General features: G+C 59.5%; 25 protein-coding genes and 4 tRNA genes. 27 read left to right on the top strand and 2 right to left on the bottom strand.

The annotated features are described in order from the left end of the window. Positions 1-20: 20 nt before the first annotated feature. The 16 genes from leuB (at position 21) to AC3I65_RS17395 (ending at position 15,985) form a co-directional block, all read left to right on the top strand. The gene (gene leuB / locus AC3I65_RS17470; RefSeq protein WP_047229243.1) at positions 21-1,103 is read left to right on the top strand and encodes a 3-isopropylmalate dehydrogenase; all 1,083 of its coding nucleotides are present in this window, start codon (positions 21-23) and stop codon (positions 1,101-1,103) included. Between the two features lie 54 nt (positions 1,104-1,157). Beyond that, positions 1,158-2,270 (top strand): aspartate-semialdehyde dehydrogenase, encoded by a 1,113-nt coding sequence (gene asd, locus AC3I65_RS17465; RefSeq protein ID WP_047229242.1) that lies wholly within the window; start codon positions 1,158-1,160, stop codon positions 2,268-2,270. 250 nt (positions 2,271-2,520) lie between these two features. Then, positions 2,521-3,531, top strand: coding sequence for an aspartate-semialdehyde dehydrogenase (locus tag AC3I65_RS17460; RefSeq protein WP_047229241.1), 1,011 nt, complete (start codon positions 2,521-2,523; stop codon positions 3,529-3,531). 208 nt (positions 3,532-3,739) lie between these two features. Then, positions 3,740-6,304, top strand: coding sequence for a FimV/HubP family polar landmark protein (locus tag AC3I65_RS17455; protein ID WP_339491164.1), 2,565 nt, complete (start codon positions 3,740-3,742; stop codon positions 6,302-6,304). 304 nt (positions 6,305-6,608) lie between these two features. After that, positions 6,609-7,433: a tRNA pseudouridine(38-40) synthase TruA gene (truA, locus tag AC3I65_RS17450; RefSeq protein ID WP_047229296.1), complete on the top strand. Its 825-nt coding sequence runs from the start codon at positions 6,609-6,611 to the stop codon at positions 7,431-7,433. A 62-nt stretch (positions 7,434-7,495) separates the two neighbouring features. Continuing rightward, positions 7,496-8,119: a phosphoribosylanthranilate isomerase gene (locus AC3I65_RS17445; protein WP_092400407.1), complete on the top strand. Its 624-nt coding sequence runs from the start codon at positions 7,496-7,498 to the stop codon at positions 8,117-8,119. A 265-nt stretch (positions 8,120-8,384) separates the two neighbouring features. Continuing rightward, a complete protein-coding gene (gene accD / locus AC3I65_RS17440) occupies positions 8,385-9,305 on the top strand; it encodes an acetyl-CoA carboxylase, carboxyltransferase subunit beta (protein ID WP_047229238.1) in 921 nt (306 codons plus the stop codon). After that, positions 9,302-10,609, top strand: a complete 1,308-nt coding sequence (gene folC, locus AC3I65_RS17435) for a bifunctional tetrahydrofolate synthase/dihydrofolate synthase (RefSeq protein WP_188251362.1) — start codon at positions 9,302-9,304, stop codon at positions 10,607-10,609. Before accD ends, folC begins: the two co-directional genes overlap by 4 nt. Then, the gene (locus AC3I65_RS17430; protein WP_047229236.1) at positions 10,593-11,261 is read left to right on the top strand and encodes an SPOR domain-containing protein; all 669 of its coding nucleotides are present in this window, start codon (positions 10,593-10,595) and stop codon (positions 11,259-11,261) included. Before folC ends, AC3I65_RS17430 begins: the two co-directional genes overlap by 17 nt. A 99-nt stretch (positions 11,262-11,360) precedes the next feature. Further along, positions 11,361-11,921, top strand: a complete 561-nt coding sequence (locus AC3I65_RS17425) for a CvpA family protein (protein ID WP_039593931.1) — start codon at positions 11,361-11,363, stop codon at positions 11,919-11,921. 41 nt (positions 11,922-11,962) lie between these two features. Next, positions 11,963-13,468, top strand: a complete 1,506-nt coding sequence (gene purF / locus AC3I65_RS17420) for an amidophosphoribosyltransferase (RefSeq protein WP_047229235.1) — start codon at positions 11,963-11,965, stop codon at positions 13,466-13,468. 56 nt (positions 13,469-13,524) lie between these two features. Beyond that, positions 13,525-14,736, top strand: coding sequence for an O-succinylhomoserine sulfhydrylase (locus AC3I65_RS17415; RefSeq protein WP_047229234.1), 1,212 nt, complete (start codon positions 13,525-13,527; stop codon positions 14,734-14,736). Further along, positions 14,733-15,506 (top strand): SDR family oxidoreductase, encoded by a 774-nt coding sequence (locus AC3I65_RS17410; RefSeq protein WP_047229233.1) that lies wholly within the window; start codon positions 14,733-14,735, stop codon positions 15,504-15,506. The genes AC3I65_RS17415 and AC3I65_RS17410 overlap by 4 nt, the downstream gene beginning before the upstream one ends. Before the next feature lie 102 nt (positions 15,507-15,608). After that, positions 15,609-15,684 (top strand) — tRNA-Val (locus AC3I65_RS17405). A 58-nt stretch (positions 15,685-15,742) separates the two neighbouring features. Then, positions 15,743-15,819: transfer RNA gene (locus AC3I65_RS17400), tRNA-Asp, on the top strand. Positions 15,820-15,908: 89 nt separating this feature from the next. After that, a tRNA-Asp gene (locus AC3I65_RS17395) sits at positions 15,909-15,985 on the top strand. 206 nt (positions 15,986-16,191) lie between these two features. Here AC3I65_RS17395 and AC3I65_RS17390 read toward each other — a convergent pair. Further along, on the bottom strand, positions 16,192-17,475 hold the full coding sequence (locus AC3I65_RS17390) for an NAD(P)/FAD-dependent oxidoreductase (RefSeq protein WP_488524025.1): 1,284 nt from the start codon (positions 17,473-17,475) through the stop codon (positions 16,192-16,194). Between the two features lie 183 nt (positions 17,476-17,658). On the opposite strand from AC3I65_RS17390, the gene AC3I65_RS17385 reads away from it, so the two are divergent. Further along, positions 17,659-17,735: transfer RNA gene (locus AC3I65_RS17385), tRNA-Val, on the top strand. Between the two features lie 129 nt (positions 17,736-17,864). Here the strand turns inward: AC3I65_RS17385 and AC3I65_RS17380 are convergent. After that, positions 17,865-18,152: a type II toxin-antitoxin system Phd/YefM family antitoxin gene (locus tag AC3I65_RS17380; protein ID WP_322834169.1), complete on the bottom strand. Its 288-nt coding sequence runs from the start codon at positions 18,150-18,152 to the stop codon at positions 17,865-17,867. A gap of 531 nt (positions 18,153-18,683) precedes the next feature. On the opposite strand from AC3I65_RS17380, the gene AC3I65_RS17375 reads away from it, so the two are divergent. From AC3I65_RS17375 to AC3I65_RS17330, 10 genes are all read left to right on the top strand, one after another. Then, on the top strand, positions 18,684-19,007 hold the full coding sequence (locus tag AC3I65_RS17375; protein ID WP_047230558.1) for a DUF2388 domain-containing protein: 324 nt from the start codon (positions 18,684-18,686) through the stop codon (positions 19,005-19,007). A gap of 71 nt (positions 19,008-19,078) precedes the next feature. Beyond that, positions 19,079-19,360, top strand: coding sequence for a hypothetical protein (locus tag AC3I65_RS17370; protein WP_076383936.1), 282 nt, complete (start codon positions 19,079-19,081; stop codon positions 19,358-19,360). A gap of 298 nt (positions 19,361-19,658) precedes the next feature. After that, a complete protein-coding gene (locus tag AC3I65_RS17365) occupies positions 19,659-19,790 on the top strand; it encodes a YHYH domain-containing protein (protein ID WP_107322247.1) in 132 nt (43 codons plus the stop codon). Between the two features lie 397 nt (positions 19,791-20,187). After that, complete coding sequence (locus AC3I65_RS17360; RefSeq protein ID WP_076383937.1) at positions 20,188-20,676, top strand: papain-like cysteine protease family protein; 489 nt, start codon at positions 20,188-20,190, stop codon at positions 20,674-20,676. A gap of 207 nt (positions 20,677-20,883) precedes the next feature. Then, positions 20,884-21,084 carry a hypothetical protein gene (locus AC3I65_RS17355; protein WP_007895617.1) on the top strand — a complete coding sequence of 67 codons (201 nt, stop codon included), beginning with the start codon at positions 20,884-20,886 and terminating at the stop codon, positions 21,082-21,084. Between the two features lie 112 nt (positions 21,085-21,196). After that, a complete protein-coding gene (locus AC3I65_RS17350; protein WP_047228563.1) occupies positions 21,197-21,703 on the top strand; it encodes a P-loop nucleotide/nucleoside kinase family protein in 507 nt (168 codons plus the stop codon). 181 nt (positions 21,704-21,884) lie between these two features. Continuing rightward, positions 21,885-22,082 carry a hypothetical protein gene (locus tag AC3I65_RS17345; RefSeq protein ID WP_047228562.1) on the top strand — a complete coding sequence of 66 codons (198 nt, stop codon included), beginning with the start codon at positions 21,885-21,887 and terminating at the stop codon, positions 22,080-22,082. Positions 22,083-22,287: 205 nt separating this feature from the next. Further along, complete coding sequence (locus AC3I65_RS17340; protein ID WP_047228561.1) at positions 22,288-22,656, top strand: hypothetical protein; 369 nt, start codon at positions 22,288-22,290, stop codon at positions 22,654-22,656. A 161-nt stretch (positions 22,657-22,817) separates the two neighbouring features. Continuing rightward, positions 22,818-23,528 (top strand): AzlC family ABC transporter permease, encoded by a 711-nt coding sequence (locus AC3I65_RS17335; RefSeq protein ID WP_047228560.1) that lies wholly within the window; start codon positions 22,818-22,820, stop codon positions 23,526-23,528. Then, complete coding sequence (locus AC3I65_RS17330; RefSeq protein WP_047228559.1) at positions 23,525-23,833, top strand: AzlD family protein; 309 nt, start codon at positions 23,525-23,527, stop codon at positions 23,831-23,833. Before AC3I65_RS17335 ends, AC3I65_RS17330 begins: the two co-directional genes overlap by 4 nt. Positions 23,834-23,846: the final 13 nt, after the last annotated feature.

Here is a 23,846-nt window from a genome sequence, read left to right as displayed (position 1 = left end):
ACAGAGCAAACGAGGAAAACATGAGCAAGCAGATTCTGATTCTCCCAGGCGACGGTATTGGCCCGGAAATCATGGCCGAAGCGGTCAAGGTCCTAGAGCTGGCGAACGACAAGTACGGCCTGGGCTTTGAACTCAGCCACGATGTGATCGGCGGCGCTGCGATCGACAAGCATGGCGTCCCCCTGGCCGATGAAACCCTGGATCGCGCGCGTGCCGCCGATGCCGTACTGCTGGGCGCCGTGGGCGGCCCGAAATGGGACAAGATCGAACGCGACATCCGTCCTGAGCGCGGCCTGCTGAAGATCCGTGCGCAACTGGGCCTGTTCGGCAATCTGCGTCCGGCAATCCTCTACCCGCAACTGGCCGACGCTTCGAGCCTGAAGCCGGAAATCGTTTCGGGCCTGGACATCCTCATCGTCCGTGAACTGACCGGCGGTATCTACTTCGGCGCCCCGCGCGGCACCCGTGAGCTGGATAATGGCGAGCGTCAGGCCTACGACACCTTGCCGTACAGCGAGAGCGAAATCCGCCGTATCGCCCGGGTCGGTTTTGATATGGCGCGGGTGCGCGGCAAAAAACTGTGCTCGGTGGACAAGGCCAACGTCCTGGCTTCCAGCCAACTGTGGCGCGAAGTGGTCGAGCAGGTGGCCAAGGATTACCCGGACATCGAACTGAGCCACATGTACGTCGATAACGCTGCCATGCAACTGGTGCGCGCGCCCAAGCAGTTCGACGTGATCGTCACCGACAATATGTTCGGTGACATCCTGTCCGATGAAGCCTCGATGCTCACCGGCTCCATCGGCATGCTGCCGTCGGCCTCCCTGGATGCCAACAACAAAGGCATGTACGAGCCATGCCACGGTTCGGCGCCGGACATTGCCGGGCAGGGCATTGCCAACCCGTTGGCAACCATCCTGTCGGTGTCGATGATGCTGCGCTACAGCTTCAGTCTCAATGACGCGGCTGATGCCATCGAGAAGGCGGTCAGTGTGGTATTGGATCAAGGTTTGCGCACGGGCGACATCTGGTCGACCGGTTGTACCAAAGTCGGTACGCAGCAAATGGGCGATGCAGTAGTCGCCGCGTTGCGTAATCTGTAATCTTTGCGGCCCACCGCTTCGACGGTGGCCCACTTTTGTATAGGTGTAGTTGCGATGAAACGTGTAGGTCTGATCGGTTGGCGCGGCATGGTCGGTTCCGTGCTCATGCAGCGAATGCTGGAAGAGCAGGATTTCGATCTCATTGAACCGGTGTTTTTCACCACCTCCAATGTCGGTGGCCAGGGCCCGTCCGTGGGCAAGGACACCGGTGCGCTCAAGGATGCCTACAGCATTGACGAGCTCAAGACTCTCGACGTGATCCTGACCTGTCAGGGTGGCGACTACACCAGCGAAGTCTTCCCAAAACTGCGTGAAGCCGGCTGGCAGGGTTACTGGATCGACGCCGCCTCCAGCCTGCGCATGCAGGACGACGCCGTGATCATTCTCGACCCGGTGAACCGCAAGGTCATCGACCAGCAACTGGACGCGGGCACCAAGAACTACATTGGCGGCAACTGCACCGTCAGCCTTATGCTGATGGGCCTGGGCGGCCTGTTCGAGGCCGGTCTGGTGGAGTGGATGAGTGCCATGACCTATCAGGCGGCCTCCGGGGCCGGCGCGCAGAACATGCGTGAACTGATCAAGCAAATGGGTGCGACCCACGCCGCTGTCGCCGATGACCTGGCCAACCCGGCCAGTGCCATCCTGGACATCGATCGCAAGGTCGCCGAGGCGATGCGCAGCGATGCGTACCCGACCGAGAACTTTGGCGTGCCGTTGGCCGGCAGCCTGATCCCGTGGATCGACAAGGAACTGCCGAACGGCCAGAGCCGTGAAGAGTGGAAGGCCCAGGCCGAAACCAACAAGATCCTCGGTCGCTTCAAGAGCCCGATCCCGGTGGACGGCATCTGCGTGCGTATCGGTGCCATGCGCTGCCACAGCCAGGCGCTGACCATCAAGTTGAACAAAGACGTGCCGATCGCCGACATCGAAGGGCTGATCAGCCAGCACAACCCTTGGGTCAAGCTGGTGCCGAACAACCGCGAAATCAGCATGCAGGAGCTGAGCCCGACCAAGGTCACCGGCACCTTGAACGTACCAGTGGGTCGTCTGCGCAAGTTGAACATGGGCTCGCAATTCGTCGGTGCCTTCACCGTCGGCGACCAGTTGCTGTGGGGCGCGGCCGAACCGCTGCGTCGCATGCTGCGGATTCTGCTCGAGCGTTGATCGGTCACTGCTGTGAAAGAACCCGTGCCTTGTGAGAGGTGCGGGTTTTTTTATGGGAACGGTGTCGTCCGTGACATCGCCATCGCGAGCAAGCTCGCTCCCACAGTGGATCTTCAGTGGCCACAACAACTGTGGGAGCGAGCTTGCTCGCGATGGGGCCAGTACAACCACTGCAAACTCCCCTGCCAATTGCCTGCATACCCCCCACCCGGTAAAGTGCCGCTCCCCACGTTTTACCTGAGGTAGACCCATGAGCCAGTCCTTTGATATTGCCGTGATCGGCGCCACCGGTACTGTCGGCGAAACCCTTGTCCAGATTCTCGAAGAGCGTGACTTCCCGATCGGCAACCTGCACCTGCTGGCCAGCAGCGAGTCGGCGGGAAGCTCGGTGATGTTTCGCGGCAAAAATGTGCGGGTGCGCGAAGTCGACGAATTTGATTTCGGCAAAGTCCAACTGGTGTTTTTTGCCGCCGGCCCGGCGGTGACCCTGAGCTTCGCCCCGCGTGCCACGGCGGCCGGTTGCGCGTTGATTGACCTGTCCGGCGCCCTGCCGCCTGAGCAGGCGCCGCAGATCGTGCCGGAAGCCAACGCCGGGCTGCTGGCGGGTCTGAGCAAGCCGTTTCAAGTCAGCAGTCCCAGTGCGTCGGCGACCGCGCTGGCCGTGGTGCTGGCGCCGCTGCGCCAATGCCTGGCGTTGCAGCGTATCAGCCTGACCGCCAGTCTCGCTGTGTCCGCTCAGGGCCGCGCCGCCGTCAGTGAGCTGGCCCGTCAGACTGCCGAGTTGCTCAATGCACGTCCCCTTGAGCCGAAATTTTTCGATCGGCAAATGGCGTTCAACCTGCTGGCTCAGGTGGGTACCCCGGACGAGCAGGGTCACACGCTGCTGGAAAAGCGTCTGGTGCGTGAATTGCGTCAGGTGCTGGAACAGCCTTCGTTAAAGATTTCCGTCACTTGCATTCAAGCCCCGGTGTTTTTTGGCGATAGCTTTAGCGTGACTGTGCAGGCAGCCAGCGCCGTCGACCTGGCGAAAGTCAACGCAGCCTTGGAGGCGGCACCCGGCATCGAGCTGGTGGAGGCGGGCGATTACCCGACCCCGGTGGGCGATGCGGTAGGGCAGGATGTAGTCTACGTTGGACGTGTGCGCGGGGGGATCGATGACCCGGCGGAACTAAATATGTGGCTGACGTCAGATAACGTACGCAAGGGCGCGGCGCTCAATGCTGTGCAAGTGGCTGAGTTGTTGATAAAAGACCTGCTGTAAAAGATACTTGGCAACAATTTGTCGAATGATTCTAGCTGGGCGCTATGCTTGGCCAGAGTGCTGAAGGCGAACCTCCCTCTCGGGGCTTTTCCCGAGCATGAGTGAAACGATCGCGCGCGCCGTTGCTTCGGGGGGCGCGCAATGCCTTACGGCAGCGGCATCAACACCTTCTCGCTGGCCGAGGAATGTTCAAACAAAGGAAGAGGCTATGGTTCAAGTTCGCAAACTGGTGTTAGCAATAGCGGCCGCCTCGGCGCTGTCCTCCGGTATGGCGCAAGCACTCGGGCTCGGGGAATTGACCCTGAAGTCGCCGCCGAACCAGCCTCTGGTCGCCGAGATCGAGCTGCTCGACGTCCAGCAATTGACCGCCGCCGAAGTCGTGCCGAGCCTGGCCTCGCCCGAGGAGTTTGCCAAGGCCGGAATCGACCGCCAGGCGTTTCTCAATGACCTGACCTTCACCCCGGTAATCAATGCCAATGGCAAGAGCGTCTTGCGGGTGACTTCCAGCCAGCCGCTGTCGGAGCCGATGGTCAAGTTTCTGGTGCAGGTGATGTGGCCCAATGGCCGTCTGCTGCGCGACTACAGCGTGTTGATCGACCCTTCCAAATTCTCCCCCCAGGCGGCTGACGCCGCCCGGACGAAGCCGTCCCAGGTCGTCTCCACGCCGGTGACGGGCGCCACCAAGCCTTCCCAATACACCACCACGCCGCGCGATACACTTTGGGAAATTGCTGCCAAGGTGCGCAACGGCGGGTCGATCCAGCAAACCATGCTGGCGATCCAGGCGTTGAACCCGGACGCATTCATCAACGGCAACATCAATCTGCTCAAGACCGGCAAGGTATTGCGTCTGCCGGACCCGGTGCAAAGCACCGCGTTGCCGCAACCCCAGGCTATCGCTGAAGTGGCTGCGCAGAATGCCGCCTGGCGCCAGGGGCGGCGGGGCGTTGCGCGTTCCGGCCAGCAGCAGTTGGACGGTACCAAGCGTGGTGGCAGTCAAGCTGCACCGGCCCAGGCGGCCGGTCGCGATAATCTGAGTCTGGTCTCCGCCGAGGCCGCGAAGGCCGGCGCCAAAGGCGCTGCCGGCGATGCCCAAGCCCTGAGCAACCAGCTCGCGGTCACCCAGGAAAGCCTCGATTCGGCTCGCCGCGACAATGAAGAGCTCAAAAGCCGCATGGCGGATCTGCAGAGCCAACTGGACAAGCTGCAGCGCCTGATCGAGCTGAAGAACAATCAGCTGGCCAAAATGCAGGCTGATGGTGTCGCCGTACCGCCGCTCGATGAGTCGGCCCCGGCGATGTCGGCAGAATTGACGCCGGACCCAACGGCACAAGCTCCTGCGCCCGCGCCTGAAGCGACGCCGCCCGCGACTCCCGTGGAGCCAGCTCCGGCAGCGTCCAGCGAACAAAAGTACAACGATCTGCTGACCAATCCGATCCTGTTGGGTCTGGTTGGCGGTGGCGCATTGATCCTGCTGTTGTTGCTGCTGTTGCTGGCCCGTCGCCGCAAGGCGCAACAGGAAGCCGAGAAGCACTTGCGCATGGCCCGAGCCCTCGAGGAGGAGGCTGATTTCTCCCCGGAGCTCGATCTGCCCCCGAGCAGCTTCGAGGGCATTGAAGTTCCACCGCCAAGCGTAAAGCTCGAACCAAAACCCGCTCCCGCGCCAGCGCCCAAGCCAGCCCCGGTGATTGCTCCCGTGATCGTCACGCCGCCGATCGCCGCGCCATTGGTGGCTCCGGCTGCCGAGCGTTCCGACGATGTGCTGGGGCAGGCCCAGTCCCACATTGATCGTGGTCGTTTGAATCAGGCGGCTGATCTGCTTGAGCAAGGCATCAAGGCCGAGCCTCAGCGCAGCGACCTGCGCCTGAAACTGATGGAAGTCTACGGTCAGCAGGGCGACCGCGACGCCTTTGTTGCCCAAGAGCGCCAACTGGTGGCCAACGGCGAAAACTATGCCCAGGTCGAACAGCTCAAAAACCGTTTCCCGGCCATGGTGGTCGCCACCACTGCCGGTCTGGCCGCCGCGGCAGTCGCTGCCGAGCTGGACGCCCAGTACGTCAAGGATTTGCTGGAAGATACGCCGCCCACCGATGAGGAGCTCGACAGCGCCTTCGACCTGAGCCTTGAGGATCTGGAAGCCGCACCGGCAACGCCTGAGCCAGAGCCTGTCGTCGAGCTGGATGCATTCCCGTCCGATGATGACCTGGACTTCGAATCGTTGCTCAAGCAGCAGACCGAGGCCAATGAAAGCCTGGATGACCTGTCGGAGTTCGACCTTGACCTGGGTGCCGACGCCCCGGCGCCGACGCCGGCCCTGGCCGACGAAGACTTCCTGCTGGACCTGGATGACGACCTCAAGGGCCTGGATGAGCCTGCCGTCCAAACCCCTGCGGTGGCCGACACCCCGTCTGACGACCTTGAGCTGCCGGAAGATTTCGACCTGTCCCTGGCCGATGAAATGGACGTGCAAGACAAACCCAAGGACGCCTTCGAGTCCGAACTGGACGATGTCAATGCCGAGCTTGAGCGCCTGTCCGACAGCCTCGCTCAGCCGACTTTCACTGCTGAAGACGCGTTGGCCAGTGCCGACGATGAGCCGGATTTCGACTTCCTCAGCGGTACCGATGAAGTGGCGACCAAGCTCGATCTGGCCCAGGCCTACATCGACATGGGTGACAACGATGGTGCCCGGGATATCCTCGGCGAAGTCCTCAGCGAAGGCGATGCCACGCAGAAGAGCGAGGCGCAGGAAATGTTGTCGCGCCTGGCCTGAGGTGATCGGGTAAACAAAAGCGGCAGCCGGTGAGGCTGCCGTTTTTGTTTGGGCTGGAGTTTAGGTTGGCTGGCGGGCCTCATCGCGAGCAGGCTCGCTCCCACAGAGGTTCTCGGGTATTCACAAATCCTGCGCCCAGCACAAATCCCTTGTGGGAGCGAGCCTGCTCGCGATGGCGCCAGTACATTCAACACATGATCACCGGTTGGACTGGCATCCCATCCCGCCGGCCTTATAATGCCCGCCTTTGCGTACTTCAGCAGGCTGTAATTCCTTGGCAAACATAGACAACCCGGCCGCCGAAATGGCGGCCGACGGCTTTTTCCGGATCGCCCTGGGCGTTGAATATAAAGGCTCGCGCTATCGCGGCTGGCAGCGCCAGGCCTCCGGTGTGGCGACGGTGCAGGAAACCCTCGAAAACGCACTGTCCAAAGTCGCTGATTCGCCCGTGTCGCTGCATTGTGCCGGCCGTACCGATGCCGGCGTGCACGCCTGCGGCCAGGTGGTGCATTTCGACACCCAGGTCGAGCGTTCGATGAAGGCCTGGGTCATGGGGGCCAACATCAACTTGCCTCACGACGTCAGTGTCAGCTGGGCCAAGGCAATGCCGGCGCATTTCCATGCACGCTTCAAGGCCATCGCCCGGCGTTATCGCTACGTGATCTACAACGACCAGATCCGCCCCGCGCATCTGAACGAAGAAATCACCTGGAACCACCGTCCGCTGGACGTCGAGCGCATGGCTGAAGCCGCGCAGTACCTGGTCGGTGTTCATGATTTCAGCGCCTTTCGCGCCGGCCAGTGCCAGGCCAAGTCACCGATCAAAGAGCTGCATCACCTGCGGGTGACCCGCCACGGCAAAATGATCGTGCTCGATATCCGCGCCAGCGCCTTCCTGCATCACATGGTGCGCAACATCGCGGGCGTGCTGATGACCATCGGTGCCGGTGAGCGGCCGGTGGAGTGGATCAAGGAAGTGCTCGAAAGCCGCATCCGGCGTTCCGGCGGCGTGACGGCGCACCCGTTTGGCCTGTACCTGGTGCAGGTCGAATACCACGATGAATTCGAGCTGCCGCAGCGTTACATCGGGCCACATTTCCTCACGGGCTTCTCGGAACTCGACGGCTGACGCCCTGCGCAGCATTTGCTACCATCCGGGACTTTCACGGATTTGCCTGAGGTTTTGACGACATGCCGGCCGTTCGCAGCAAGATTTGCGGGATCACCCGCGTCGAGGACGCGCTGGCGGCGGTGGAGGCTGGTGCCGATGCCATCGGGCTGGTGTTTTATGCCAAGAGCCCGCGCGCGGTGACGGTGCAGCAGGCGAGGGCGATCATCCGGGCCTTGCCTCCGTTCGTGACCCCCGTCGGCCTGTTCGTCAACGCCAGTCGTTGTGAGCTGGGCGAGATACTCGACGCGGTGCCGTTGGCCCTGTTGCAGTTTCACGGGGACGAGGCGCCGGCCGATTGCGAGGGCTGGCATCGGCCGTACATCAAGGCGTTGCGGGTCAAGGCCGGTGATGACATCGCGGCCAGTTGCGATGCCTTTGCCGGTGCCAGTGGCATACTGCTGGACACCTATGTGGAAGGCGTTCCCGGTGGGACCGGTGAAGCATTCGACTGGTCGCTGGTGCCCCAGGGCCTGAGCAAACCGATTATCCTCGCCGGTGGGTTGACGGCGCAAAACGTGGCCGAAGCCATCCGTCAGGTTCGCCCTTACGCGGTCGATGTCAGCGGTGGGGTAGAGCAAAGCAAGGGCATCAAGGATCCGGCCAGGATTCGTGCGTTCATGGCCGCTGTACGCAGCAGCCAGTAGTCAATGTGACGGCTGGCAGACTGCCGCCGTCCATACCAGCACTGTACAAAGCAGGCAGGCGCCGCCTCCGGGTGGGCCGATAGCGTAGTGGTAGCCGCGGTGCCGCGGTTGCCGGGATGGCTGAGGAGGTTGGGCTGCACGCAGGTCATGCTTCGCGCTGAACGTGGTGGTCCCTCGACCCTCGCCGCACAATGAATTTAGCTCAAGGGCATACGCGGGACCGCGAACCAGAGCGTTCGGGTCACCGGTACTGGAGAAAGAAAGCATGAGCAACTGGTTGGTAGACAAACTGATCCCTTCGATCATGCGTTCCGAGGTGAAAAAAAGCTCGGTGCCTGAAGGTCTGTGGCACAAATGTCCATCCTGCGAAGCGGTGCTGTACCGCCCCGAGCTGGAAAAGACCCTGGACGTTTGCCCCAAGTGCAACCATCACATGCGCATCGGTGCGCGTGCCCGTATCGACATCTTCCTGGATGCCGAAGGCCGTGTTGAGCTGGGTGCTGACCTGGAGCCGGTGGACCGCCTGAAATTCCGCGACGGCAAGAAGTACAAGGATCGCCTGACCGCGGCCCAGAAGCAGACCGGCGAAAAAGACGCCCTGGTGTCCATGAGCGGCACCCTGCTGGGCATGCCGGTGGTGGTTTCGGCCTTCGAGTTCTCCTTCATGGGCGGCTCCATGGGGGCCATCGTCGGTGAGCGCTTTGTGCGTGCCGCCAACCATGCCCTGGAAAACCGTTGCCCGATGATCTGCTTTGCCGCTTCCGGCGGTGCACGTATGCAGGAAGCGCTGATCTCCCTGATGCAAATGGCCAAGACCTCCGCGGTGCTGGCGCGTCTGCGTGAAGAAGGCATTCCGTTCATCTCGGTGTTGACCGACCCGGTCTACGGCGGCGTTTCCGCCAGCCTGGCGATGCTGGGCGATGTGATCGTTGGCGAGCCGAAGGCGCTGATCGGTTTTGCCGGCCCGCGCGTTATCGAGCAGACCGTGCGCGAAAAATTGCCGGAAGGCTTCCAGCGCAGTGAGTTCCTGCTTGAGCACGGCGCCATCGACATGATCATCCACCGCCAGGAGTTGCGTCCGCGTCTGGGCAATCTGCTGGCGCAACTGATGGGCCTGCCGACCCCGAAATTCGTCGCCGCCCCCATCGAGCCGATCGTGGTTCCGCCGGTGCCAGCGAATATATGACCCAACGTACCCTGGGCGATTGGCTTGCCTACCTTGAGCAGTTGCATCCGTCAGCCATCGACATGGGGCTGGAGCGCTCGCAAGCGGTAATGTCCCGCATGGGACTGGCCAAGCCGGCGCCCCGGGTCATCACCGTTACCGGCACCAATGGCAAGGGTTCGACCTGCGCCTTCGTGGCCTCGCTGTTGCGGGCCCAGGGGTTGAGCGTAGGTGTCTACAGTTCGCCGCACCTGTTGCGCTACAACGAGCGGGTACAGATCAACGGCGTCGAAGCCTCTGACGCCGAGTTGTGCGAAGCCTTTGCTGCGGTGGAAGCCGGGCGGGGCGAGATTTCCCTTACCTATTTCGAGATGGGCACCCTGGCGGCGTTCTGGCTGTTCGCGGGTGCCGGTCTTGATGCCGTGGTGCTTGAAGTCGGCCTGGGTGGCCGGCTCGATGCTGTCAATCTGGTGGATGCGGACGTTGCGCTGGTCACCAGCATCGGTGTGGACCATACCGATTACCTGGGTGACACCCGTGAGTCCGTCGCCTTCGAGAAAGCCGGCATCTTCCGCCCGGGTGCGCCTGCGCTCTGTGGTGACCTCAATCCCCCTCAACCGTTGCTGGACAAGGTCCGCGAGTTGAGCTGCCCGTTCTTCCTGCGCGGGCGGGATTTCGACCTGGCAATGACTGAGCAGCATTGGCAATGGCGGGGCAGTGACGCCCGGGGCAATCCGGTGGAACTGCACGATTTGCCGCTGCTGGAGCTGCCGATGGAAAACGCCGCGCTGGCGCTCCAGGCCTACCTGTTGCTGGACCTGCCATGGCATGCCGGGCAAATTATCGAAGCGTTGCAAGCGACTCGCGTCGTCGGTCGTCTCGATCGTCGCCAGTTCGATTGGCACGGCAAGCGCCTGAATCTGCTGCTTGATGTCGGCCACAACCCTCATGCGGCGCAGTATCTGGCTGAGCGCCTGGCGCGGCGGCCGGTAGCCGGGCGCCGCCTGGCGGTGTTCGGGCTGCTTGGCGACAAGGATCTGGATGGCGTTGTCGATGCGTTGGGTGCTAGTGTCCAGCATTGGGCGGTAGCACCGCTGGATTCTCCGCGCTCGCGCCCGGCTGCCGAACTACGGGAAGCCTTGCAGCGTCGCGGCGCTTGCGTAGAGACTTATGACAGCGTGGCCGCAGCGCTGGAAGGGCAGTGCGCCCTGGCGACGGTCGACGATGAGATCCTGCTGTTCGGATCATTTTTTTGTGTTGCCGAGGCCCTTCAATGGCTGGCCCGGCGCTCCACGGAGGAAGCTGCAGATGGCATTGCTGGATAAAGCGTACAAGCAGCGCATGGTCGGGGCCCTGGTATTGGTGGCCTTGGCGGTGATTTTCCTGCCGATGCTGTTTTCTCGTCAGGATGAGCAGCGCCAGGTTACGGTCGACGCTCCGGCTGCCCCCCAGGCGCCGTCTGTCGCGCCCGTGCAGGTCGAGCCGGTGCTGGTGCCTGAACCTGAAGCGCTACCCCAGGAACCCGTTCCGAGCGACGAGGAGCTGGCCGAGCAACCTGCGCCTTCCCTGCCGATCGAGCCTGCGCCGGCGGCGCCCGCCACGGCAGCGCCGGCTCCGAGCAAGCCGGCAGTCGCTCCAGCCCCGGCAGCACCGGTGGCCAAGCCGGCCCCGACCCAACCGATTACCCCAGCCCCGGCCAAGCCGGATACCACGCAAAGCCGCGTGGACGCCAACGGTCTGTCGGTCAGTTGGTCCGTTCAGTTGGCCAGCCTGAGCAATCGTGAGAGTGCCGAAAAACTGCAGAAAACCCTACGCAGCCAGGGCTACAACGCCTATATCCGCACCGCCGATGGCAAGAATCGCGTATTTGTGGGGCCGCTGATCGAGCGTGCCGAGGCTGATCGGCTGCGGGACCTGCTCAGCCGCCAGCAGAACCTCAAGGGTTTTGTGGTGCGTTTTCAGCCTGAGCGCGGTTGACGGCGGTTTGCCTGATTTGAATCACACTGACAATCGCAGCTTACCGACAGCTCTGGCCTCTGCTAAAATGCGCCGCCTTATCCGTCTGTAGGCTGCACCGTGCCATTTACCTGGGTTGACTGGGCGATCGTTGCAATCGTCGCCATCTCCGCATTGATCAGTCTGAGCCGCGGCTTCGTCAAGGAAGCCCTCTCGCTGCTGACCTGGATCATCGCGGGGGTCGTAGCCTGGATGTTTGGTGGTTCGTTGTCCCAGTACCTCGCCGGATACATTGAAACTCCGTCGGCCCGCGTGATCGCGGGCTGTGCCATCTTGTTTATCGCCACCTTGCTGGTCGGCGCAATGATCAACTACCTGATCGGCGAACTGATTCGCGTCACCGGGCTTTCCGGGACGGACCGGTTCCTGGGCATGGCCTTCGGCGCGGCGCGTGGCGCGTTGCTGGTGGTCGTGGCTGTCGGGCTATTGAGCCTGGGGCCGGTACAGCAGGATACGTGGTGGCAGGAGTCCCGGCTCGTGCCACAATTTCTATTGGTCGCAGACTGGTCCAAGAACCTGATCCTGGGTTGGAGCAGTCAGTGGCTTGCCAGCGGTATCAGCGTACCCGCTGAAATACCGTTCAAGGAACAACTCTTGCCGATGGCCAAAACGCCGCAGTGAGTGTTGTTCAGTTCAGATCCATTAAGTAGGGGTTGTGTCGCATGTGTGGCATCGTCGGTATCGTCGGTAAGTCGAACGTCAATCAGGCGCTGTATGACGCGCTAACCGTGCTCCAGCACCGCGGCCAGGACGCTGCCGGTATCGTGACCAGCCATGACGGCCGGTTATTCCTGCGCAAGGACAACGGGCTGGTGCGTGACGTGTTCCATCAGCGTCACATGCAGCGCCTGGTCGGTCACATGGGCATTGGCCATGTGCGCTACCCAACAGCGGGCAGCTCGACTTCGGCCGAAGCCCAGCCGTTCTACGTCAACTCGCCGTACGGCATCACGTTGGCGCACAACGGCAACCTGACCAACGTCGAGCAGTTGGCCAAGGAGATCTACGAATCGGACCTGCGCCACGTCAATACCAACTCCGACTCGGAAGTGATGCTCAACGTCTTCGCCCATGAACTGGCCCAGCGCGGCAAGCTGCAGCCTACCGAAGAAGATGTGTTCGCCGCTGTGACCGACGTGCATAACCGCTGCGTCGGCGGCTACTCGGTCGTGGCGATGATCACCGGTTACGGCATCGTCGGTTTCCGCGACCCCCATGGCATCCGCCCGATCGTGTTCGGCCAGCGTCACACCGACGAAGGCGTCGAGTACATGATTGCCTCGGAAAGCGTGTCCCTGGACGTGCTGGGCTTCACCCTGATTCGCGACCTGGCCCCGGGCGAAGCGGTCTACATCACCGAAGACGGCAAGTTGTTCACCCGTCAGTGCGCGACCAACCCGAGCCTGACTCCGTGCATCTTCGAGCACGTCTACCTGGCGCGCCCGGACTCGATCATCGACGGCATCTCGGTCTATAAGGCCCGCCTGCGCATGGGCGAGAAACTGGCCGACAAGATCTTGCGCGAGCGGCCGGACCACGACATCGACGTGGTCATCCCGATCCCGGACACCAGCCGCACCGCGGCCCTGGAGCTGGCGAACCACCTGGGCGTCAAGTTCCGCGAAGGCTTCGTGAAGAACCGTTACATCGGCCGTACCTTCATCATGCCCGGCCAGGCCGCGCGGAAAAAATCGGTACGCCAGAAGCTCAACGCCATCGAACTGGAATTTCGCGGCAAGAACGTGATGCTGGTGGATGACTCCATCGTGCGCGGAACCACGTGCAAGCAGATCATCCAGATGGCCCGTGAAGCCGGTGCCAAGAACGTATACTTCTGCTCGGCGGCGCCGGCCGTGCGTTATCCGAACGTCTACGGCATCGACATGCCGAGCGCCCACGAGCTGATCGCCCACAATCGCACTACCCAGGAAGTGGCCGACCTGATCGGCGCCGACTGGCTGATCTATCAGGACCTGCCGGACCTGATAGAAGCGGTGGGTGGTGGCAAGATCAAGATCGAGCAGTTCGACTGCGCAGTGTTTGACGGCAAGTACGTCACCGGTGACGTCGATGAGGCCTACCTGAACAAGATCGAGAACGCTCGTAACGATGCGTCCAAGGCCAAGACCCAGGCGGTCAGCGCGATCATCGATCTGTACAACAACTGAGTGACAAGCCGGCCCTGAGGGGCCGGTTTGCGTTTAATGACTACAGGAGCGACAGCATGAGTCAGGATTGGGATGCCGGTCGGCTGGACAGCGACCTTGAGGGTGTAGCGTTCGATACCCTGGCGGTCCGCGCCGGTCAGCACCGCACGCCGGAAGCCGAGCATGGCGATCCGATGTTCTTCACGTCCAGCTACGTGTTCCGTACCGCTGCCGATGCGGCGGCCCGGTTTGCCGGCGAGGTGCCGGGCAACGTCTACTCGCGCTACACCAACCCCACCGTGCGGGCTTTCGAAGAGCGCCTCGCTGCTCTGGAAGGTGCCGAGCAGGCTGTGGCCACCGCCACCGGCATGGCGGCGATCATGGCCGTGGTCATGAGCTTTTGCAGCGCTGGCGACCACGTGCTGGTGTCGCGCAGTGTCTTCGGCTCGACCATCAGCCTGTTCGAAAAGTACTTCAAGCGTTTCGGCGTGGAAGTCGATTACGTGCCCCTGGCGGACTTGTCCGGTTGGGATGCGGCAATCAAGCCCAATACCAAGATGCTGTTTGTCGAATCGCCGTCCAACCCCCTGGCCGAGCTGGTGGACATCGCCGCGTTGGCGGAAATCGCCCACGCCAAGGGCGCCATGCTGGTGGTCGATAACTGCTTCTGCACGCCGGCGTTGCAACAGCCACTGAAGCTGGGTGCCGACGTGGTGGTGCATTCGGCGACCAAGTTCATCGACGGCCAGGGTCGTTGCATGGGCGGCGTGGTGGCCGGTCGTGGCGAGCAGATGAAAGAAGTGGTGGGCTTCCTGCGCACCGCCGGGCCGACCTTGAGTCCGTTCAACGCCTGGATCTTCCTCAAAGGCCTGGAAACCCTGGGCCTGCGTATGAAAGCCCATTGCGCCAACGCCCAACTGCTGGCTGAGTGGCTGGAGCAGCAGGATGGCATCGAGAAAGTGCACTACGCCGGCCTCAAGAGCCATCCGCAACATGACCTGGCCGCGCGTCAGCAGCGCGGTTTCGGTGCGGTGGTGAGCTTCGAGGTCAAAGGGGGCAAGGAGGGCGCCTGGCGCTTCATCGACGCCACCCGGTTGATTTCCATCACCGCCAACCTGGGTGACAGCAAAACCACCATCACTCACCCAAGCACCACCTCCCACGGTCGCCTGACGCCCCAGGAGCGTGAAGCAGCGGGCATCCGCGACAGCCTGATCCGCGTCGCGGTAGGTCTGGAGGACGTGGCTGACCTGCAAGCCGATCTGGCCCGTGGGTTGGCCGCCTTGTGATCGAGCTGGCAACGCCGCACGGCGGCACTCATGGCCGGGTAGCTCTGGTGACAGGCGCCGCGCGGGGTATCGGCCTGGGGATTGCTACCTGGCTGATCTGTGAGGGCTGGCAGGTGGTGCTGACTGACCTGGATCGTGAGCGCGGCTCCAAGGTCGCCAAGACGCTGGGGGAGAACGCCTGGTTCATCACCATGGATGTGGCGGACGAGACGCAAGTCGCCACGGGAATCGCCGAGGTGTTGGGCCAGTTTGGGCGGCTTGACGCGCTGGTGTGCAACGCGGCCATCGCCGATCCCCACAACATCACCCTGGAAAGCCTGGATCTGGCCTACTGGAATCGGGTCCTGGCGGTGAACCTGGGTGGTCCCATGCTGCTGGCCAAGCATTGTGCGCCTTACCTGCGTGCCCACAATGGCGCCATCGTCAACCTGGCCTCGACCCGTGCCGCACAATCAGAACCCGACACCGAAGCCTATGCGGCGAGCAAGGGCGGCTTGCTCGCCCTGACCCATGCCTTGGCGATCAGCCTTGGGCCGGAGATCCGGGTCAATGCTGTCAGCCCCGGCTGGATCGACGCACGGGACCCGTCCCAGCGTCGCGCGCAGCCGCTCAGCGATGCCGATCATGCTCAGCATCCGGCAGGCAGGGTAGGCACGGTGGAGGATGTAGCGGCGATGGTGGCGTGGCTGTTGTCGCGCAATGCCGGTTTTGTCACGGGCCAGGAGTTCGTGGTGGACGGCGGCATGACCAAGAAAATGATTTATGAGTGAGAGCGGTTGTGCGTGCCGCTTGAACTGTTTTGAAAAAACTTCAACCCTGCTATTGACTTAGCTTCGGTACCTGCGTAAATTTCGCGGCCTCAACGAAGCAAAGGGTGATTAGCTCAGCTGGGAGAGCGTCTGCCTTACAAGCAGAATGTCGGCGGTTCGATCCCGTCATCACCCACCATGTTTTACGAGAGTTTTGCGAAAGCAAGACGGAAGCTGTCAAAAGCCTCCACCGACGCGCAGCGGTAGTTCAGTCGGTTAGAATACCGGCCTGTCACGCCGGGGGTCGCGGGTTCGAGTCCCGTCCGCTGCGCCATATTTTCCGAAGCAGGTTCGCCTGGTTCGAGATCCAAACCCAAGAGGTTGGATCAGACGAGTTAACTGGACGCAAGTCCATAGCGATACGCAGCGGTAGTTCAGTCGGTTAGAATACCGGCCTGTCACGCCGGGGGTCGCGGGTTCGAGTCCCGTCCGCTGCGCCATATCTGCTTCGAGGCCCACTGAACGCCTTGAAGCTAAGAAGAAAGCTGAAAAGCTACTTCTAGTCGATAGCAAAGACCCTGGTCGAAAGACCGGGGTTTTTTGTTTTCGGGATAAGGACACTGAAAGGTTGGAACACGCCTGTGGCGAGTGAGCTTGCTCCCGCTGGGCTGCGCAGCAGCCCTTTTCTATGAAGTCGTCCGACGCGTCAGAATCCAAGCCTATCCCGCAACCCGTAATACCAAGCCCCCATCGCCGCAAACGGCGTACGCAACAACTGACCGCCGGGGAAGGGGTAGTGGGGCAGGTCCGCAAACGCATCGAAACGCTCAGCCTGGCCACGCAGCGCCTCGGCCAGGACCTTGCCCGCCAGGTGCGTATACGTCACGCCATGGCCGCTGCAGCCCTGGGAATAATAAATGTTGTCCCCCAGGCGCCCGACCTGCGGAAGGCGCGATAGCGTCAGCAGGAAGTTTCCGGTCCAGGCGTAGTCGATCTTCACGTCCTTGAGCTGCGGGAATGCCTTGAGCATCTTCGGACGAATGATCGCTTCAATATTCGCCGGATCCCTCGCGCCATACACCACGCCGCCGCCGAAAATCAGACGCTTGTCGCCCGTGAGTCGGTAGTAATCGAGCAAGTAGTTGCAGTCTTCAACGCAATAGTCCTGAGGCAGCAGGCTGCGAGCCAGCTCATCGCCCAGCGACTCGGTAGCAATCACCTGGGTGCCGCAAGGCATGGATTTGGCTGCCAGTTCGGGCACCAAATTGCCCAGATAAGCATTACCCGCCACGATGATGAACTTGGCCCTAACCTTGCCCTGCGGTGTATGCACAACCGGGCTGGCGCCACGCTCAATGCGCACCGCCGGCGACTGCTCATAAATCACCCCGCCAAGAGACTCCACCGCCGCCGCCTCACCCAGGGCCAGGTTCAGCGGATGAATATGCCCACCGCTCATGTCCAGCATCCCGCCCACATACTCCTCGCAGGCCACCACCTCGCGAATACGCCGCTGATCGAGCAACTCAAGCTGGGTATGCCCGAAACGCTCCCACAAACGCTTCTGCGACTCCAGATGGCCCATTTGCTTGGCGGTAAGGGCAGCGAATACTCCGCCATCCTTCAAATCACACTGAATCTGATACTTCGCCACCCGCTCGCGAATGATCCGACCGCCCTCGAACGCCATATTGCCCAGCAACTGCGCCTGCTGAGGCCCGACACTGCGCTCGATCACGTCGATGTCGCGGCTGTAACTGTTAACGATCTGCCCGCCATTACGACCCGAAGCCCCAAAGCCGACCTTTGCCGCCTCAAGGACCGTGACCTTGAAACCGTTCTCCAGCAGAAACAGCGCAGAGGACAGGCCGGTGTAACCAGCGCCGATCACGCAAACATCCGTTTCGACATCATCCTGCAGGGCAGGGCGAGGTGGAACCGGATTGGCCGACGCGGCGTAATAAGATTCTGGATACGGTGTGTTCGCCATTCTGCAACCTCTGTTTTATATTTTTTACGAATGCGCCGATCCTACCCGAGATAAAAATCAGCCGCCAGCCACCGCCAAATCTTCGGCGCTTTGGCGAAATTAAATATTTTGCATATTCATAGGGTTAGGTGAAAAAAAGGTATTGACACCCCTTCGGAATTCCGTAGAATGCCGCCTCACAGCAGGCACGTAGCTCAGTTGGTTAGAGCACCACCTTGACATGGTGGGGGTCGTTGGTTCGAGTCCAATCGCGCCTACCAAACAAAATCCGCTCTGCTGGGCGGTCTAGAAGGGTCAACCGAGAGGTTGGCCCTTTTTTGCGTCTGGGGTTTGGGGAGGCTTGTTATAGTGGAAGCCACTGATAGCCGATACGCGGGCTTTTTCGCTACTCAACGGCCATTGGCGATATCTGCTTCGGCCTCGCCAATCAGATCGTCGAGAGATAGTCGAACAGGTGTTTCGTTGGCGTCGAGACGTGCCTTGACCAGGTGTACGAGTTCCAGTTCGTCCAGGCGCTCGACCATCGCCTCATAGACATTCGCCGGGACCATGTAGCCCACAACGCGGTTGTGGTTCAGCACGGCCACAGGTAAGCCATTGGTGCTGCTCAAGGCGGAAGATGGGTTCTTCATGAGTTCAGATACGCTGACGGCCACATCGGCAAGAATATTTTGCATGGATATGACTCCTGAATAGGTCTTTATTCTGGTCTTTTTATTCTGGAGTGACCACTGCCCAGAATCTCCATGCGAGGCCCAAGTCCAGTCAAACCACGGGACATCGATCAGTCCGTCGTGCGTATGCCGCTGGCGTATTTGCTCCGCTACCTTCTTCACCAGTGAGCATCCCGACGCTTAGTTTTCGTCCTTGCTGATTTATGTCAAAAGCGGGCGACTTATGAGTCGCCCGCTTTTTGTAGGTCTCAGTTTCTAAAAGCAAGGACTCGGTCCGATTGTCTACCGCTTGCGCTGACATCAATCCGCAGTAGAAAAGGGGACAGATTTATTTTTACTTCGCTGCGCTGAGAGTTTTCATCGAATGTATTCGCTTGGATCAACTGGCAGCCGGCTAGAAAATAAATCTATCCCCTTTTAGCCCGTCCCCTTTCAGCCCTTCGCACGGCCCGGCCCAGCGCCGAGCTTCTTGTTTCTGGTGAGTACCTACTCTGCTATCGTGGTGCCCCTAGATCGAAATGGAAGCATCAAAGAATGGATTCATGGATGACTGTGGCCGTCGCCATCATGGTGTCGATCAGCGCTCAAGCGGTAGCGGAAGATAAGGGCTCGTATCAAAACTCGATGATGATGATAACGCTGGCACCTACCTTCCTTCTTGCAGGAACGACCGGGCTCTCTCTGCAGGCTACAAAGAACTTCAAGCCCGCCAAGGCTGATGCGCTCGCGTTTATGGGTTCAGATGGCGAGATCCGGGGTGCACAGTTCGAACAGGCTTGCCGATATTACCGCGCGACCTACACGTCACCTCTGATGTCTGATATGCAACTTGCTCAGGCAATCGCGACGTCCTATTGAAGAAAGATTGGGAAGAGCTGCACAGTTGTTTACTAAAGCGGACCTGGTTTCACTAACGATATGGAAATCTCATGAATAAAGTCATCACAATTTTCGCTATCTTCGCTCTTACCGGCTGTGCCTATCAGAAATCCCAGTACGTTCTGGACATAGAAAACGCGCCAGTGCCGACGACTCCTGAAGCAACGACCAGCGAGTGTGCTCGCATCTACGATGAAATCGATAAGAATAACCAAGCTATGGCTCGCAGCTACCAAGACGGTAGCTTCACCATGAAGGCTCAGAACGAAAAAGATGCGCGTAACGAGGCGTTATCCATTCGGACATTCAAGATAGGCTGCCCTCGACGGTAACGGCTTTCTCCTGAACCCCAGCTGTGAGGTGGAGGAAACGGGACATACCACGATTATGAATCGGGCCGATTACAAGAGGCCCCAAAACCGTGGCCTTTTCCCAGTTTTACCCCTGACCCTATGGCAAAGGGCAAGCCCTGTTATGCGGCTCGTAGTGGCGAAGTAATGGTGCTAAATTCTATGCATTCAGCATGTATGAATCGCCTGACGAGGCGGGGAGATATAGGCCCCACGATCTACTCGCGTCGGTCAGCCAAATCGGCACAACCCAGGAACTCGCAATCACAGGAAGTGGACCATGAAAATCATCACCCTAGTACTGGCAGCAATTATTGCAGTCACCTCTGTATCCGCAATTGCTCATGGTGGCCGTACGGACAAGCAGGGCTGTCATAACGACAAGAAAGCTGGAACACGCCACTGCCATTGACCCGAACAGCACCGGGATCTGAAGAGGCTGCGGTCTTCTCAAGTGGATGGGCGTCGATCTGATCCCGTCTGTCGCGCGAATGTCGGAAGCCGGGCAGGAAAGACGAGGCCAATTGGAAAAGGGGGGACAGATATATTTCGCCGCGCTGAAAACCCTTTGTTTTGGCTGGTTCGGGAAAAAACTGGCTGCCGTTAAGTTTTCGGAAGGCGGAAGACGGGACCCGCGAGTTGACCGCGACCGCTGTCAGTTTTCAAGAATTGTGCGTGCATCCTGCCTCCGGCATAGGAATCCTCGAGATTGTGGAAAAATGTGCATTGATCAACTACAAGTAAATAGTTGGACAGTTACGTTTAACGTATGGATTGATCGATTGGCTTTCCAATGAAAGGGAGTTCATATGGCATATGAAGGTGTCACTCGAGAAAAGTTTTTTTCTATTTTTCCTAAGCTTGAGATACAAAAGGTGAGTCATAGTTGCTGGGCTGCGAGCTTTTCAGTGCTTATGCGATTAAATGATGTTCAGGTCTCGGAGCAGGCTGTAATTGGTTTCTATCCTGAATGGGTTCACGACGGGATAACTTTTCATCAGTTAGAAGAGCTGGCCAAATATTACAATACCTATCACTTTTCAAAGGAAACTGGACTTGTGCATGGGGCAAGAGAGCTTAAAGCTTATGCAAAGCTGGAGCCTATTTTGCAGTATGCAAGCCAATATTCAGGGTTCTTGGTGTTTGTTGAATCTCACTACGTGGTCGTATTGGGATATGATGATTCTGCTAATACAATCGATTATTATGACCCTTGGTTGGGCGTTATTGAGACGTGTGCCCTAGGATATTTTTTGGCATGGGGTACTCAGCAAACATTAGTTGTTGCAAAAGATTGATTCTTTCGTAATCAAAGCGAATAACGGGGCAGGTCACGATTTGAGACAGGTGGGTGATCAGAGACGAAGAATTGTGGTCTGGCCCTCCAGTTCTCTCTCCTTCGCCAAGAGGCAGGAGCGGCAGTTCTCCATTTTGAAGCAGGTGTTCCGGTTGGCGAAGTATTCGCACTGAAGCTGATGCAACACGCCCTGAGGAAGGGTTAACCAATGCCAAAGAAACATCAGGAAAGCAAAGCAGCGACGGCTGCTGACATTGAACGCTCTATCCAGGCACTGAACAAAATGGCTGAACGCCTCTGGGGTGATGGTCGGGAAGCTGAGGCCAAAGCTCTGCTCGATGCCTTGGATGCTTTAAACCGGGCGCTCGATAGAATCAGGATTGGGGAGAGCCGCAGGGTTCTTCATTGAGGCGTGAAGGAAAATGGGATACCTCCCACAATATGAAACGGGACGATTCCAACGGTCCAAATTGTGGTCGGGCCGCGGTTTTCTACCTGACGCATTAATCGAAGGATATGGAATGCTCATCGTCTTCAGCGGCCTTCCCGGCACCGGAAAAACGACTATCGCCAATGATCTCGCCGCGACAACAGGCGCCATGTACCTGCGGATCGATACTATTGAGCAGGCGATTCGAAACTCGGGCGCTCTTGCGCAAGATGTGGGGCGCAGTGGTTACATGGTCGCCAATGAGCTTGCGCGGAGTAATCTTCGTTTGGGCCGCACGGTCATTGTTGATTGTGTCAATCCCGTCCTCGAAAGCCGGATCGCGTGGAGCGAAATCGCCTCACAGGCCAGTGTCCGATTAGCAAATATCCAAGTGGTCTGTTCCGATAAAGATGAACATCGACGCCGGGTCGAAACAAGGATGGTTGATGTTCCAGGGCTGACTCCACCAACCTGGCAATCGGTACTGGATCATGAATATGAGCCATGGGATGAAGCTTCGTTTTGCATAGACACAGCCTTGGTCTCTCCGGTGCAAGCGGTCTCGATGATCATCGACCGATTCCTGTCCCGTGAGTAACGTCGGCGCGCGGCGCAGTCCACTCAGAACTCCGTGTCCAGCGCCAACATTCCCTGAATCCACCGATTCAAACTCCGTTTTTTCTGTACCTGCCGTTCATCCATTGCCCGGCACTTGCAGTTGCCCAGACATCTCTGATGTTTAAGCGTGGAAATCCCTCGCGTCAGAACGGAGAGCCAACATGGAAATCGACGAGAATGCCCCTGGGAACAAATCCCAGCAGGACGTAACCCGTGGCACGGATAATGAAACAGGCCACGATCCCAAGAAGGACGGCCCCGAGGTTCCATTGCCGGCGGATGATGAGGCTCCTGTCGAGGAGGATATGTCTGATGTGGAGGCCGCCGATTCGGTGGCCAGTGAGCATCCCGACGCTTAGCTTTCGTCCTTGCTGATTTATGGCAAAAGCGGGCGACTTATGATTCGCCCGTTTTTTGTAGGTCTCAGTTTCTAAAAGCAAGGACTCGGTCCGATTGTCTACCGCTTGCGCTGACATCAATCCGGGGATCTGCTTGATCTTGCGCGAAAAAATGATGCTGGTATGGTGGCGCCTCGTTTAAATCAGCGTTCAAGAGGGATCTTCTATGCACTCATTTTTCGCCAAGACCTTTGGGGGTCTTACTACCAGCTATTACATCCGTCAGTTCCTTTTTGGGCTGGTGTTCGCTGTGATGATCATCTCTTTGGCGGCCAATGGCCCTGGAGGAATCGGTGCCAAGCCTGGGCTGATTGTGTTGGCGGTCATCAACTCATTGCTCTATCCGTATTCTCGGTTCGTCTACGAAAGCGTTGTTGGCTACATCATGGGTAACAACGTTTTCTTCGTGAATGCGCTGTTCATGCTGATAGTGAAGGTTTTCACCATGGCGATGTGCTGGTCGTTGGCGATTTTCATAGCGCCGGTGGGGCTGGCGTATCTGTTCTGGCGTAACAGCCGGTCGGCGGTTGAGTAAGTCAGCAGTTCAGTGCGCTCGCAGTGATAACTGACGAGAATGGCTAAAGGAAGCCCTACATTGAATCGTAGGGCTCCCCATGACTTCTTTGCTGACACGGTTCCTGTCTTGCGGCCCTGGGTTGTTCAAGTGACGCAGCAAATATTTTAAGAGGCCATCTCTTGTCGAACGTAGAATCTCGTCTGCATGAACTAAAGCTCCATCACATCTACGACGGCTTCAAACAGCTGCTCCCCATTTCTCTGTTCGTCGTTGTATTCGGCGTCGCCTTTGGCCTGGCCGCAGCGCAGTCGGGGTTGAGTGATGTTTCAGCCGTGCTCATGAGCACGCTGGTATTCGCCGGCGCTTCTCAATTTGCTGCGCTGGATCTGTGGGGCCAACAGGTCCCGGTCGTTCCGTTGATGATCACCGTCTTTGCCATCAACGCCCGGCACCTGTTGATGGGCGCCACGCTCTACCCATGGCTACGGGAGCTGCCGGTTGCCAAGCGCTATGGTGTGATGCTGGTGGTCTCGGACGCCAACTGGGCCATGGCGATGCAAGCGTTCAGCCGTGGAAAACCTGGGCTGGGGCTTTTATTTGGCGGTGGCATCGCGCTCTGGGTCGCCTGGATCCTGGGCAGTTGGCTGGGGCTGCACTTTGGCAGCGCCATTGAAGACCCGGTCAGTTTCGGGCTCGACATGGTGATGGGGTGTTTCCTGTTGGCGATGGTCGTGGGCGGGAAGAAGAACCTGCGTATGCTCATCATCTGGACTGTGGCGGCCTGTTCATCGCTGTTGGCCTACTGGTATCTGCCGGCTAACAGTCATGTCGTGGTGGGGGCTTTGGCGGGAGGTATTCTGGGCGCGTTGTGGATGGAGAAAAAACAATGAATATCGACACGGCGGGCCATGGCACCCTGATCATCATCCTGATCATGGCCATCGTGACGTTGGCGACCCGCTGGGGCGGTGTTTTCGTGATGTCGTTCGTGCCGATCAACTATCGGGTGCAGCAATTCATCACGGCAATGTCCGGCTCGGTATTGGTGGCCGTGCTTGCCCCGTTGGCGATCGAGGGTGACAACGGCGCGCGCCTGGCTTTGCTGAGCACCGCAATCATCATGGTGATCGTGAAGAAACCTCTGCCGGCGATTGCGGCCGGGATACTTGCAGCCGCTTTGGTCAGGCAGTTCTGAAACCATGTCGCCC

It is taken from the genome of Pseudomonas sp. N-1-13, assembly GCF_057787095.1.
This window is presented reverse-complemented; position numbering and strand designations above follow the sequence as displayed.

Coding starts and splice junctions, on each gene's coding strand:
- AC3I65_RS17345 (WP_047228562.1), top strand. CDS start 21,885: ATGGAAATCGACGAGAATGCCCCTGGGAACAAATCCCAGCAGGACGTA.
- AC3I65_RS17390 (WP_488524025.1), bottom strand. CDS start 17,475: ATGGCGAACACACCGTATCCAGAATCTTATTACGCCGCGTCGGCCAAT.
- AC3I65_RS17360 (WP_076383937.1), top strand. CDS start 20,188: ATGGCATATGAAGGTGTCACTCGAGAAAAGTTTTTTTCTATTTTTCCT.
- accD (WP_047229238.1), top strand. CDS start 8,385: ATGAGCAACTGGTTGGTAGACAAACTGATCCCTTCGATCATGCGTTCC.
- purF (WP_047229235.1), top strand. CDS start 11,963: ATGTGTGGCATCGTCGGTATCGTCGGTAAGTCGAACGTCAATCAGGCG.
- AC3I65_RS17380 (WP_322834169.1), bottom strand. CDS start 18,152: ATGCAAAATATTCTTGCCGATGTGGCCGTCAGCGTATCTGAACTCATG.
- AC3I65_RS17460 (WP_047229241.1), top strand. CDS start 2,521: ATGAGCCAGTCCTTTGATATTGCCGTGATCGGCGCCACCGGTACTGTC.
- AC3I65_RS17415 (WP_047229234.1), top strand. CDS start 13,525: ATGAGTCAGGATTGGGATGCCGGTCGGCTGGACAGCGACCTTGAGGGT.
- AC3I65_RS17365 (WP_107322247.1), top strand. CDS start 19,659: ATGAAAATCATCACCCTAGTACTGGCAGCAATTATTGCAGTCACCTCT.
- AC3I65_RS17375 (WP_047230558.1), top strand. CDS start 18,684: ATGGATTCATGGATGACTGTGGCCGTCGCCATCATGGTGTCGATCAGC.
- truA (WP_047229296.1), top strand. CDS start 6,609: ATGGCGGCCGACGGCTTTTTCCGGATCGCCCTGGGCGTTGAATATAAA.
- AC3I65_RS17455 (WP_339491164.1), top strand. CDS start 3,740: ATGGTTCAAGTTCGCAAACTGGTGTTAGCAATAGCGGCCGCCTCGGCG.
- AC3I65_RS17340 (WP_047228561.1), top strand. CDS start 22,288: ATGCACTCATTTTTCGCCAAGACCTTTGGGGGTCTTACTACCAGCTAT.
- folC (WP_188251362.1), top strand. CDS start 9,302: ATGACCCAACGTACCCTGGGCGATTGGCTTGCCTACCTTGAGCAGTTG.
- AC3I65_RS17355 (WP_007895617.1), top strand. CDS start 20,884: ATGCCAAAGAAACATCAGGAAAGCAAAGCAGCGACGGCTGCTGACATT.
- AC3I65_RS17350 (WP_047228563.1), top strand. CDS start 21,197: ATGCTCATCGTCTTCAGCGGCCTTCCCGGCACCGGAAAAACGACTATC.
- leuB (WP_047229243.1), top strand. CDS start 21: ATGAGCAAGCAGATTCTGATTCTCCCAGGCGACGGTATTGGCCCGGAA.
- AC3I65_RS17330 (WP_047228559.1), top strand. CDS start 23,525: ATGAATATCGACACGGCGGGCCATGGCACCCTGATCATCATCCTGATC.
- AC3I65_RS17370 (WP_076383936.1), top strand. CDS start 19,079: ATGAATAAAGTCATCACAATTTTCGCTATCTTCGCTCTTACCGGCTGT.
- asd (WP_047229242.1), top strand. CDS start 1,158: ATGAAACGTGTAGGTCTGATCGGTTGGCGCGGCATGGTCGGTTCCGTG.
- AC3I65_RS17430 (WP_047229236.1), top strand. CDS start 10,593: ATGGCATTGCTGGATAAAGCGTACAAGCAGCGCATGGTCGGGGCCCTG.
- AC3I65_RS17445 (WP_092400407.1), top strand. CDS start 7,496: ATGCCGGCCGTTCGCAGCAAGATTTGCGGGATCACCCGCGTCGAGGAC.